Source organism: Weissella paramesenteroides (assembly GCF_051903945.1).
Lineage (GTDB): Bacteria > Bacillota > Bacilli > Lactobacillales > Lactobacillaceae > Weissella > Weissella paramesenteroides_A.
The window spans coordinates 1487781-1499565 of record NZ_CP192268.1; the positions used below are offsets into that span (position 1 = coordinate 1487781).

General features: G+C 38.3%; 13 protein-coding genes. All 13 read right to left on the reverse strand.

The annotated features are described in order from the left end of the window. Window positions 1-20: 20 nt before the first annotated feature. Complete coding sequence (locus ACQ4QH_RS07250; RefSeq protein ID WP_439818337.1) at window positions 21-1310, reverse strand: replication-associated recombination protein A; 1290 nt, start codon at window positions 1308-1310, stop codon at window positions 21-23. A gap of 31 nt (window positions 1311-1341) precedes the next feature. Further along, window positions 1342-1785, reverse strand: coding sequence for a DUF1694 domain-containing protein (locus tag ACQ4QH_RS07255; RefSeq protein ID WP_439818338.1), 444 nt, complete (start codon window positions 1783-1785; stop codon window positions 1342-1344). A gap of 244 nt (window positions 1786-2029) precedes the next feature. Then, entirely contained in the window at window positions 2030-3010 is a 981-nt protein-coding gene (locus ACQ4QH_RS07260; protein ID WP_439818339.1) for a ketopantoate reductase family protein, read from the reverse strand. Between the two features lie 247 nt (window positions 3011-3257). After that, window positions 3258-3467, reverse strand: coding sequence for a hypothetical protein (locus ACQ4QH_RS07265; protein ID WP_439818340.1), 210 nt, complete (start codon window positions 3465-3467; stop codon window positions 3258-3260). Continuing rightward, complete coding sequence (locus ACQ4QH_RS07270; protein WP_439818341.1) at window positions 3464-5035, reverse strand: peptide chain release factor 3; 1572 nt, start codon at window positions 5033-5035, stop codon at window positions 3464-3466. The genes ACQ4QH_RS07265 and ACQ4QH_RS07270 overlap by 4 nt, the downstream gene beginning before the upstream one ends. A gap of 196 nt (window positions 5036-5231) precedes the next feature. Continuing rightward, a complete protein-coding gene (gene ntdP, locus ACQ4QH_RS07275; protein ID WP_002827750.1) occupies window positions 5232-5786 on the reverse strand; it encodes a nucleoside tri-diphosphate phosphatase in 555 nt (184 codons plus the stop codon). 80 nt (window positions 5787-5866) lie between these two features. Further along, window positions 5867-6661: a RecX family transcriptional regulator gene (locus ACQ4QH_RS07280; protein ID WP_439818342.1), complete on the reverse strand. Its 795-nt coding sequence runs from the start codon at window positions 6659-6661 to the stop codon at window positions 5867-5869. A 91-nt stretch (window positions 6662-6752) separates the two neighbouring features. After that, window positions 6753-7427, reverse strand: a complete 675-nt coding sequence (gene phoU, locus ACQ4QH_RS07285) for a phosphate signaling complex protein PhoU (protein ID WP_330155150.1) — start codon at window positions 7425-7427, stop codon at window positions 6753-6755. Between the two features lie 49 nt (window positions 7428-7476). Next, on the reverse strand, window positions 7477-8235 hold the full coding sequence (gene pstB, locus ACQ4QH_RS07290) for a phosphate ABC transporter ATP-binding protein PstB (RefSeq protein WP_002827753.1): 759 nt from the start codon (window positions 8233-8235) through the stop codon (window positions 7477-7479). 15 nt (window positions 8236-8250) lie between these two features. Continuing rightward, a complete protein-coding gene (gene pstB, locus ACQ4QH_RS07295; RefSeq protein ID WP_439819513.1) occupies window positions 8251-9015 on the reverse strand; it encodes a phosphate ABC transporter ATP-binding protein PstB in 765 nt (254 codons plus the stop codon). A 72-nt stretch (window positions 9016-9087) separates the two neighbouring features. Further along, the gene (gene pstA, locus ACQ4QH_RS07300; protein WP_439818343.1) at window positions 9088-9981 is read right to left on the reverse strand and encodes a phosphate ABC transporter permease PstA; all 894 of its coding nucleotides are present in this window, start codon (window positions 9979-9981) and stop codon (window positions 9088-9090) included. A 1-nt stretch (window position 9982) separates the two neighbouring features. Then, the gene (gene pstC / locus ACQ4QH_RS07305; RefSeq protein ID WP_439818344.1) at window positions 9983-10900 is read right to left on the reverse strand and encodes a phosphate ABC transporter permease subunit PstC; all 918 of its coding nucleotides are present in this window, start codon (window positions 10898-10900) and stop codon (window positions 9983-9985) included. A 12-nt stretch (window positions 10901-10912) separates the two neighbouring features. Continuing rightward, window positions 10913-11785 (reverse strand): phosphate ABC transporter substrate-binding protein PstS family protein, encoded by an 873-nt coding sequence (locus ACQ4QH_RS07310; protein WP_439818345.1) that lies wholly within the window; start codon window positions 11783-11785, stop codon window positions 10913-10915.

Genomic DNA, 11785 nt, shown 5'->3' on the forward strand with positions numbered 1-11785 from the left:
CCTCTAATATTCATTAGCGTCTAGTTACTTTTTAACCCATCCCGCTGCGCTTTTTTTAGTTTGTCATATTGTTCTTTATAAGCACGTTCAACTTTAGAATTCCCCGCTGGCTTAAAGTAACTAGCATCCATCAGTTTGTCAGGCAAATATTGCTGTGGTACCCAGTCACCTGGATAACCATGCGGATAAACATAATCTACACCATGACCTAATTTTTTTGCACCAGAATAATGCGCATCCTTTAAATGGTCAGGCACATCACCTGTAGCCCCTTTTTTGACATCACTAATTGCGGCATCAACTGCCGTAATTGCGGCATTCGATTTTGGAGATAGCGCTAATTCAATGACTGCATTTGCCAACGGAATACGTGCTTCCGGGAAACCAAGCTGCAAAGCCGCTTGAATGGCTGTCACAGTTCGTGCCGCAACGGCGGGATTAGCCATGCCAACATCCTCATATGCAATTACTTGTAAGCGTCTTGCAATGATTGGTAAATCGCCCGCCTCAATCAACCGTGATAAATAATGTAGTGCCGCATCAACATCACTACCTCGAATGGACTTTTGTAACGCAGAAATAACATTATAATGACCATCCCCATCTTTATCAGCCGTGATTGCTTTACGCTGCACAGTCTCTTCGATAATCGGCAGGGTAATATGAATCTGCCCATCTTCACTTGGATTAGTAGATCTAACCGCTAATTCAAGACCATTCAATGCTGAACGCAAATCGCCATTAGTTGCATAAATTAATTGTTGCCGTGCTTCTTGGTCCAAATCAACATCAAAGTCGCCCAAGCCGCGCTCTTTATCTGCTAAAGCACGAGCGATTGCCATTTGCATGTCAGCTTCAGATAATGGCTTCACCTCAAATATTTGTGTTCTAGAACGAATTGCTGGCAAAATTGTCAAATAAGGATTTTCTGTCGTTGCACCAATTAAAACAATACGTCCACTTTCCAAATGAGGTAACAAAAAATCCTGCTTGGTTTTATCCAATCGATGTATTTCATCTAGTAATAAAACGACTGTTCCAGACATTTTGGCCTCTTCAGCCACAATCTGTAAATCTTTTTTGGTATCCGTCGCTGCATTTAAAATTCGAAAGGCATATTTTGTCGACCCAGCAATGGCACTAGCAATACTTGTTTTCCCGGTTCCAGGAGGCCCATATAAAATCATCGATGACAACATTTTAGCTGTCACCATCCGATTAATAATTTTCCCTTCACCTACCAGATGTTGTTGACCAACAACTTCACTGATATTTCGTGGGCGCATGCGGTAAGCCAATGGCTGTTGCATCAAAATTACCTCCTTTAACCGTTCCATTTAATTAACTGAATAGTCTTTTATACCACGGTTTTTTCTCATCTTTTTGATCGCTACTAGGCTCACTATTATTAACTGTATCTTCAATAGAAACAGGTTCTTGATGAACCGCTGAATGTGCTGCAAGAACTGCTACAACATCAGACTGATCATAAATCGCATCACTTTTAAGTGTAAATTTTGCCCGTTGTTTCGCAGCTAACTCAATATACTGATCTAACACGTTTTTATTTAAATGGCCATTTAAAGAAAGCACTGCATCAGGGTGGGCATGCAATTGTTGCTCCCATGCTTTCATATAGCGATTATCGCCAGCAGTTTCACGCGTCTGTAGTACATAGATGCGTTCACGGAAATTACCTAAGTAATGGTGTTGTTCATCTGGATTAAGTTCAGGTGTTCCATATAGTCCTGTTTTGACATGTGGATCCATTTCTTGTTTGTCCATGAATGTCTCTCCTTTTAATTATTAGGTTTATTTTAACATAATCAACTCACAGCGACAATTTCACTAAGTATGTCAACGTGTAACTGCTAAAATGAATCATTAAAAAGGATAATGCAATCATCAGTTAAGTCTTCGGAAACAATTTAAGGGCTCCCCTCCACCAACAAGCTGGTAGATTGATAACCCTGTTAAAATGCGCTATTCACTTATACTTAAATCACCATTGGCTGTCAAAAAAAACTGACTAATCCGCACTATTTTCTGGCACCTGGTGATATTTTCTCATCATCTCTGCCATGTGTACTTCATGAACAACAAATTCGTGTGTTCGACAAACATAATCGTGTTCACGACCTATTTTTGCAATATAGCCATTAATGTAGTCAACCTCAGTTGGTCGTCCCTTTGAAAAATCTTGATACATCGATGGATAATGGTATTTATATTCTTGACTGACCGTGATAACTGAATCAACTTGCTCCTGACGTGTAGCAATCAGATATATGCCGGCTCGTTCACAGGCATCATACGCTTCATCAAAGAGTTGCTGGGCCATTTCTCGGACACCCGCATACTTGATAAACTGCCCCATCTGCATTTCAAACATTGTACACAATGTATTTGTCACCGCATTAAAAACAACCTTTGACATACACATTCCCAACCAATCATCAGTAACGACCGGATTTAACTTGGCTCGTTTAAAATCCGCTACAATTGCTTGAAATGTTGAATCTACTGAATTGTTATCATACTTAGCTAGATGCATGACTTCCGTCCCTTCAGCACCCATAAAATCCACATTAGCAGGACCATCCAAGCGAGTTGCAATCATTGCTGTACCACAAATAATATGATCTTCAGCAAAGTAATTTACAATTTTTTCAAAGTGTCCCATACCATTCATTGCAGAAAATACATATTGATCCTCATGAAAAATACCTGCTGCTTCATCACGTTTTAATTCTTCGGCTAATTGCATCTGCTTTTTAAAAATAATCCATACATCAGGGTGGCCATGATATTCTTCTGGATAGAAAATATTAATAGGTTCAATATGCCGATTCTCATGATCACGAGCAACAGAAACGCCACCTTGTTCACGAACAGCTTCAACATTGCGCTCCCAAGTGTCAATGAAGTCCACGTCAACATTAGCATTCTTTTGTAACATTACCCCAAACCTATATCCCATTGCGCCTGCTCCAATAATGCCATACTTCATATTGACCACCTCTTTTTTATTATTTTTAAATCAAACAACATCAATCATGAACTCTAAAAATGCTTTTTAATTTAAATATTTAGTGTAGTCTTTTATGGCAGGTAACGTCAATGATATATTATAAAAAACATTTATTTTTTAATTTAGTAATGAAATAATTTCATTATTTTTTAATATAAAAGTAAAAACACTTGTGATGAACAACGATGCCATTGGCTTTTGTTATTCATCACAAGTGTTTTAATTTTTAGCTAACTAGTAACGTTACCATCCCAGCAACAATTACATATATTAAATATGCCCCAAACAACCAATGTAATGCATTGAATAATTTTGGAAACCGTTTTAATGCCGAATGACCAGCAAAATACACTGCTGTTGGCATTAATAATACCACGGAAAATACCAATGCTCCCATTAGCCAATTAGTTGGCATAACAGGTAACATTAACGTCATAATTTTGCCTCCAACTTAACATCTGGATACTTATTTGAAAACCAACGCTCAGCAAATTGATTTTCAAATAGGAATACTGGCTTTTCATGTCGGTCACGAACAAGTAAGTTTCGTGAGGAAGCCATTCTTGGATCCAACTGATCTGGATCTATCCAGCGAGCAATTTTAGAACCCATAGTTTCTAATGAGACTTCGGTATTATATTCATTCTCCATTCGGAATTGGAACACTTCAAATTGCAATGCACCAACTGCACCGATAATATAGTCCCCTGAATCCCAAGCCGTATACATTTGAATTGTTCCTTCTTGAACCAGTTGCGTAACCCCTTTATGGAATGACTTCTGCTTCAAAACATTTTTTGCATGTACGCGCATGAATAACTCAGGTGTAAACGTTGGCAATTCCTCAAAAGTCACTTCATGTTTACCAGCGTATATCGTATCGCCGATTTGGAAATTCCCAGTATCATAAATACCAATAATATCACCTGGATAGGCTGTTTCAACATTTTCACGAGTATCAGCCATAAACTGAGTCACATTTGCTAATCTAATTTTCTTTTGTGTACGCTGTAAGGTCACATCCATACCACGTTCAAACTGACCAGATACAATACGTAGAAAAGCAATGCGATCACGATGATTTGGATTCATATTTGCTTGAATTTTAAAGACGAAACCAGTAAATTGCTCGTTATCCGGTGCAATTGCTTCACCATTCACTGTATGCTTCGGTGCAGGGGCTGGTGCAAATTGCATATACGTTTGCAAGAAGGTTTCAATCCCAAATCCCTGTAACGCTGAACCAAAGAATACTGGTGTCAATTTTCCACTCATAACAGCTGATTCATCAAATTGATTACCCGCATCTTGGAGCATCTCAATTTCGTCACGAGTCTCGTCCCAAAGTGAGTTATTCTGAATAGCATTTGGTGTTGCTAAATCAACACCTTCATCATTAAGTGGCAAAAAGCGCTCTGTCTCACTAGTTGGTCGGTAAACCTCCACATTATTATGGTAACGGTCAAATAACCCGGCTAAGATCTGTCCAGACCCAATTGGCCAATTCATCGGATAAGCATTTATGCCCAAGGTTGACTCTAATTCGTCTACCAAGTCCAGTGGTTCACGACCATCACGATCCAACTTATTAAAGAAAGTGAAAATAGGAATATGCCGTTCACTAACAATCTCAAACAATTTTTTAGTTTGTGGCTCAATTCCCTTTGCTGAATCAACCACCATAATAACTGAATCAACTGCCATGAGTGTTCGGTAAGTATCTTCAGAAAAATCCTCGTGTCCTGGTGTGTCCAGAATATTGATGCGTTTACCATCAAAGTCAAATTGTAAAACTGATGATGTCACAGAAATACCACGTTTTTGTTCAATTTCCATCCAGTCAGATTTGGCAAAGTTTCCTTTACGTCCCTTAACCGTACCAGCCTCACGGACAACTCCTCCAAGCTTTAATAACTGCTCTGTAATTGTCGTTTTACCGGCATCCGGATGAGAAATAATAGCAAATGTACGCCGCGTTTGCGTTGCTTCTTGTAATGATGCCATAATTAATCGCCTTTTTATTTTTTTATATTATTTTTAAAAAACTTAACAATTTAGTATAACTAATATTATCATTTGTTTCAATAGGTCCGATTGCGGGGCAATGCATGGATACAGCCTGTTAGTGGTTCTTCCGATCATTCTGCCACAAAAAAAGACTGCCTTTAATTGGTAGTCTTAATTAGTTATATTATGACAACTATTGTTGACTATTCCGACGTTTAATTTCTAAATAACGTCGATACCACAAGTCAATATAGGCATCGGAAAATGGCCCTTGCTGATTATTGATCCAATCGACTAAGATTTTGACATGCTCACGCACAATATAATCAATATCTGCTGGATAATGCCAACGTGCTTTATGTAATTCATATTCGTCTGTATCTAACAAACGCTTCTCACCATTTGGAAAGACTTTCACATCCAAATCATAATCGACATACTTCAACGCTTCTTTATCCAACACAAATGGGGATGCAAGGTTGCAATAATACGACACGCCATTCTCACGTATCATCGCAACGATGTTGAACCAATATTTACGATGAAAATAAACAATCGCTGGCTCTCTTGTCACCCATCGGCGACCATCATCTTCGGTCACTAATGTATGATCATTTAAGCCAATAATTGCATTTTCACTGGTTTTCAACACCATCGTGTCACGCCAAGTCCGATGTAAACTCCCGTCATGCTTGTAGCTCTTAATAGTTACGAAGTCGCCTTCACGTGGTAATCGACTATCTTTCATTATTTTGAGCTTTCTGTGAATTTCACCAAATTTTTTTCTATTTCATTGTATCACGCGAGCCATTAAAAAACACTGGCAACTTAGTCTCTTTGCTTTAACCACTGATCAACTAAATTTAAATCATAGCCTTTTCGATACATTGCCGCTTTTAATTTGTTTTTAAATTCCCACCCTTCAAATGAAGCATAACGATTCGCTGCTATCGTCGCATCTCGATCTAAATTTTCCCATTCTTGATCAGCATCAGGTGCTTCAATTGCCCGATATTCACTGATTGCTTGTTGTATAAGGTGCTGGTCAAACCCCTGTTGTAGCAATTTTTGCTGCGTTTTTTGTTCTGCCAAAAATGTTGAATGACGTGCATTTTTTTCTAGTAAATGACCAACCCGTTCTGTCAACGCATCAATTTGATCTGTAATCGTATATGCTGCTAATGCATCCTCAATCACAAACTGGTCAATACCTACTTGTTGTAATTTAAATTTCACACCCCGGGGACCTAACTTGCCTGCTGATTTTGCTTGATCAACGTAAGTTTCAGCATATGTGACATCATCAAGAACATGATCATCCTTTAAACGACTGATCACATTCTTAATAATTTGCTGGTCATATCCTTGTTCTTTCAGTTTAAGATAAACTTGCTGATTGGTACGCATTTGACCAGTTGCATAAGTTAATGCTTTTGTATAAGCTTTCTGGCCAAATTCTGCTGACTTTATTTGTTCAATAGCAGCATCATCTAAAGACGCTCCCTTAAACAAGTTATATGTAATTAATATTTTCTCATCAACTGCAAAGGCATACTCATCATCTAAATAGATATTGTAACGTCCCATACGTCGCTGACGAGTCACTTTTGTCACTGTTTGCATCATGTCCTCCATTCGTTCACATTCATTTTAACTTAAATAGCAAAAAACAGCGAACCAAGATTTAAGCTCACTGTTTTAATATTAAATAGGATCAGATAAATGAAGACGTTCCAGGATTTAACTCGACAATCTTTCCTGTTCGCTTATAAATAATCCATTCAGCAATATCAGTCACATAGTCAGACGTTCGCTTCAAATAGCCAGCAACCACTAAATAGTCAGTCGCCGCCGTTACCTGTTCAGGATCAGCTTTGCTGGCGTCAATCGATAGCTCACGAATATGTCTCGTCGCATCCGAAACACCTGAAGCGACTTCTGATATTCCCTCAGCTGCTACAGCATCATCATTAACATAATAATCTAATACTTGCGAAACCATTTTGGCAACGACTGAACCAGTACTACCAATCGTCTCTTCAATTTCAGCGACCCGCTTATTACCTTTAACGTGAATGGTTGACATGGCAATGTTTCGTGCGTTATCCCCAATACGTTCCAAAACAGACACTGCTTTTAAAACCGTCATGATTTCACGCAAATCAGTTGTCACCGGTTGATACAAGGCAATCATTTCAAAACTTTTCTTTTCAATTGCTATTTCGCGCTGGTTGATGGCTTTATCACGTTCAATAATGTCTTGTGCGACAACGCGATCATGATCTAAAAACGCCTGCACAGCTTCATCTAAAGTTTCAGAAACAAGTAACCCCATTTCTTTAAAGGATGTATCTAAGTCTGCTAATTCATCATCAAAATACTGTCGCATACCAATATTTCCTTTCTACTGTTTCTCTTATCATACCCTAAGAAGCAACTTATCCAAAGCGTCCTGATATATAATCTTGTGTTTCTTGTTTATCAGGATCTAAGAAAATCTTCTTTGTATGATTGAATTCAACTAACTCGCCATCCATAAAGAAGGCAGTCTTATCAGATATACGCGATGCCTGCGCCATTGAATGGGTCACAATAATCATTGTTAATTGATCGCGTAATTGCATCATTGTATTTTCAACTTTACTAGCTGACCCTGGATCCAAGGCAGCAGTTGGTTCATCAAGTAGTAAGATCTCTGGATTAGTTGCCAATGCACGTGCAATCGACACACGTTGTTGTTGACCACCTGATATTGATAGTGCAGATTTGTGCAGATTATCTTTAACTTCATCCCAAATAGCGGCTTGCTTCAAAGATTTTTCAACAATTTCGTCTAATTCAGCTTTGCTTTTTTTCCCAGCCGTTCGAACACCAAAAGCAACATTATCATAAATTGAAAATGGAAAGGGGTTAGGTTGTTGAAAGACCATACCAATTTTTTGTCGCAGAGCAACCGTATCTGTATTCGGTGCATAAATGTCATTGCCATTAAACATGAAAGTACCATTGACAGTCACATAATCTGTTAAATCATGCATACGATTTAACGCACGTAAATAAGTTGATTTTCCTGAACCAGATGGACCAATCAAAGCTGTTATGTCATTTTTATTAAAGTCAAGGTTGATACCGTGTAAGGCTTCTTTTTTCCCATAATAAAGATGAACATTCTCAGTTGTTAAAATTTTCTGTGTCATCTTCTAGCTCCCTTTTTAACCAAAGTTACCATTTACATAATCAATGGTCATTTGTACCTTAGGACGTGTAAATATCTTTCTCGTCAAATCATATTCAAGAACTTTACCAGTATGAAAGAATGCTGTGTAATCCGAAATACGACTAGCTTGTTGCATATTATGTGTCACAATAATAATCGTATACTGTTTCTTTAATTCCATCAATGTATCTTCAATCTTAGCACTTGAAATTGGATCCAATGCTGAAGCAGGCTCATCCAATAATAAAATATCTGGCTTCATTGCAATCGCTCGAGCAATAACTAATCTTTGCTGTTGACCACCTGATAATGATAAGGCTGAATTTTTCAAATCATCCTTCACTTCATCCCACAAAGCAGCTTGTTTTAAAGATGTTTCAACAATTTCTGCTAATTTTTCTTTATCACGCATACCATGTTGCTTTAGAGCAAATGTAATATTATCAGTAATTGACTTTGCAAATGGATTTGGCCGTTGAAAGACCATGCCAATATGTTTCCGCATTTCATACACATCAATATCTTGCGAGTTAATATCTAAACCACGGTACATAATATTTCCCTTTACCGTAGCAACGTCATCATTCATTCGATTTAATGAACGCAAAAAAGTTGATTTTCCTGAACCGGATGCCCCAATCAATGATGTAATCTTAAATCTTTCAAATGATAAATCGGCATCTTGTAATGCTAAATGATCACCATAATAAACTTGTAAATCTTTTGTAGACAGAGCAATTTCATGCTCATTTTCGTTCATATGATAAATATGACGATCCGGCTGTTCACCCGTTAAGTTTAATCCTGCTGCCATAAATACCAATCCTCTTTTCTATCTTGTCGCAGTTAAGCGTTTGTACAAAACGCTACTTAAGAACCGTGCTAAAAAGTTAAATAGCAACACAGCAATAATTAAAACGGCAGAAGCTCCAGCTGAAACTGCTGTTGCATCAGGCATAATTCCTTCTGAATTAACTTTCCAAATATGCACGGCTAAAGTTTCAGCTGGTCGCATGATATTTAGTGGACTAGCCGTATTAAATGGATTCCAGTTGCCAAAGTCCAAAGCTGGTGCTGATTGTCCAGCAGTATATATCAAAGCAGCGGCTTCTCCAAACACGCGTCCCGCCGAAAGAACAACCCCTGTAACAATAGAAGGCACTGCAGCCGGTAAAATAATGTGACCAACTGTTTCCCAACGTGATAATCCTAACGCAGAACCAGCCTCTCTTTGTAAATCAGGAATACTACGCAAAGATTCTTCTACGGAACGCGTTAATAGCGGTAAGTTAAAGAAAGTTAGTGCAATGGCCCCCGATAAAATCGAGAATCCCAGCTTAAACTGAACAACAAATAGCAAGAAACCAAACAACCCAACTACTACAGAAGGTAGTGAAGAAAGAATCTCAATTGCCGTTCTAATTAGCTGAATCAATCGACTCTTTTGGTTTGCATATTCATGTAGGTAAATGCCAGCTCCCAAAGCAATTGGAAAAGAAATAATCATTGTAATGAGCAGCAAATAAAACGAATTAAACAATTGCACACCGATACCACCACCAGCTGTAAATGATGATGATGGTGCCGTTAAAAAGTGCCATGACAAGTGTGGTACACCTTGTACAAGAATATACCCCACTAATGCTGCCAATATCAATATGACTAATCCAGCAATTGCGTACAAGATGGCACTTGCTAATTTATCATTTTGTTTTGGGTTTAACATCTTATATCGCTCCCTTCTTGGCAATTGCTCTAATAATGATATTAAAGATCAACGACATCAATAGTAAAATAAGCGCCAAACTCCACAATGCATTATTTTCTAATGATCCCATCACTGTATTTCCAATACCCTGCGTCAATATTGAAGTCAAGGTTGATGAAGGTGATGTTAATCCTTTGGGCATCAAAGGTGCGTTTCCGATAACCATTTGTACAGCCAATGCTTCACCAAATGCACGCGCCATTCCAAAAACAACAGCCGTTAAAATTCCTGGTGTTGCTGAACGCAAAATAACCTTATAAATCATTTGCCATCTGGTTGCTCCCAATGCCAATGCCGATTCACGATAATGACGGGGCACGGATTTTAGTGTGTCTACAGTCATTGATGTTACTGTAGGTAAAATCATAACAAATAACACCATGGCACCAGCTAAAATACCAAAACCAGAGCCACCAAAAATATGACGCATAACGGGTACAATGACTGATAAACCAATAAATCCATAAACAACTGAAGGAATACCAACTAACAATTCAGTAACGGGACCTAAAATTCTAGCACCACGTTTAGGTGATATTTCTGTCATAAAGACAGCTGTTCCAATTGCAAATGGTGTTGCGACCAGCGCTGAAATTAGGGTTACCAAAAATGATCCAGTAATCATTGGTAAAGCACCTGTTAAAGGTTGTCCTTGAGCATTTTTTTGCCCTGGGGCCCATTTTGTACCAGTCAAGAAATCCCAAAGATTAACTTTATTAGTAAAAAATGTTGCCAAACCTTTTGAGGCGACAAACCAAAAAATAGAAACAACAACAACTACAATCAACAACAATGCTGAAAAAGTAATTACTCGACCGAATTGATCTTTCTTAGTAGCCTTTGACTTCTTTAATAATGATTCACGGATTAAATCCATGGCCTAAACTCCTTAATCTACTTTATTTAACTTACCATTTTCATCACGAGAAACTTTCATATCATGAATTGATATATATCCTAACTTTGGAACAAGTGTTTTTTGAATATGTTCTGAATCAATATAAGCAAGGAATTTCTTGACTTCTCCGGTTGGTTGACCTTTCGTGTAGATATGCTCATAGGACCAAATTGGCCACTTTCCTGAGATAACATTCTCATTTGTAGCGGCAACGCCATCAATTTTTGGTGAAATAACTGACTTATTTAAGTACCCAAATGAGACATACGAGATGGCTCCTGGCGTTGAGCTAACCATTGATTGCACGGTTCCTGAAGAATCTTGTTCTTGAGAATCCGCTGATTTAGCACCATCAAGGCCCCACTTTTCAAAAGTAGCTCGTGTACCAGAACCTGTCACACGATTAATCAGTATGATTGGCAAGTCAGCACCACCAACCTGGCGCCAATTTGTCACTTTTTTTGTAAAAATTGCAATTAATTGTTTTTTAGTTAAATGATCAACGTGTGCTTCTTTGTTAATCATCGGTGATATACCTACGACGCTGACCTTATGATCAACTAGCTTTTTCGGATTGATACCATCCTTTTCACCAGCAAACATATCTGAGTTTCCCAGATCAACTGCACCGGATTGAATTTGTGCTAATCCGGTACCCGTACCACCACCTTGTACATTGATATAGACACCAAGATTTTTGCCAGCAAAATCTTCTCCTGCTGCCTCTACTAGTGGCTGTAATGCTGTCGATCCAACTGCAGTAATATTCACACCACTATTTTTTTGTCGCGTTGCGTAACCAAATGTTAATAGGCAGCCAGCAACAACCACGATTGCAGCACTTATCAACCAATTGCGTTTCAT

Excerpts from the sequence above, each read along its gene's own strand:
- ACQ4QH_RS07250 (WP_439818337.1), bottom strand. The coding sequence starts at position 1,310 with ATGCAACAGCCATTGGCTTACCGCATGCGCCCACGAAATATCAGTGAA.
- ACQ4QH_RS07255 (WP_439818338.1), bottom strand. The coding sequence starts at position 1,785 with ATGGACAAACAAGAAATGGATCCACATGTCAAAACAGGACTATATGGA.
- ACQ4QH_RS07260 (WP_439818339.1), bottom strand. The coding sequence starts at position 3,010 with ATGAAGTATGGCATTATTGGAGCAGGCGCAATGGGATATAGGTTTGGG.
- ACQ4QH_RS07265 (WP_439818340.1), bottom strand. The coding sequence starts at position 3,467 with ATGACGTTAATGTTACCTGTTATGCCAACTAATTGGCTAATGGGAGCA.
- ACQ4QH_RS07270 (WP_439818341.1), bottom strand. The coding sequence starts at position 5,035 with ATGGCATCATTACAAGAAGCAACGCAAACGCGGCGTACATTTGCTATT.
- ntdP (WP_002827750.1), bottom strand. The coding sequence starts at position 5,786 with ATGAAAGATAGTCGATTACCACGTGAAGGCGACTTCGTAACTATTAAG.
- ACQ4QH_RS07280 (WP_439818342.1), bottom strand. The coding sequence starts at position 6,661 with ATGCAAACAGTGACAAAAGTGACTCGTCAGCGACGTATGGGACGTTAC.
- phoU (WP_330155150.1), bottom strand. The coding sequence starts at position 7,427 with ATGCGACAGTATTTTGATGATGAATTAGCAGACTTAGATACATCCTTT.
- pstB (WP_002827753.1), bottom strand. The coding sequence starts at position 8,235 with ATGACACAGAAAATTTTAACAACTGAGAATGTTCATCTTTATTATGGG.
- pstB (WP_439819513.1), bottom strand. The coding sequence starts at position 9,015 with ATGAACGAAAATGAGCATGAAATTGCTCTGTCTACAAAAGATTTACAA.
- pstA (WP_439818343.1), bottom strand. The coding sequence starts at position 9,981 with ATGTTAAACCCAAAACAAAATGATAAATTAGCAAGTGCCATCTTGTAC.
- pstC (WP_439818344.1), bottom strand. The coding sequence starts at position 10,900 with ATGGATTTAATCCGTGAATCATTATTAAAGAAGTCAAAGGCTACTAAG.
- ACQ4QH_RS07310 (WP_439818345.1), bottom strand. The coding sequence starts at position 11,785 with ATGAAACGCAATTGGTTGATAAGTGCTGCAATCGTGGTTGTTGCTGGC.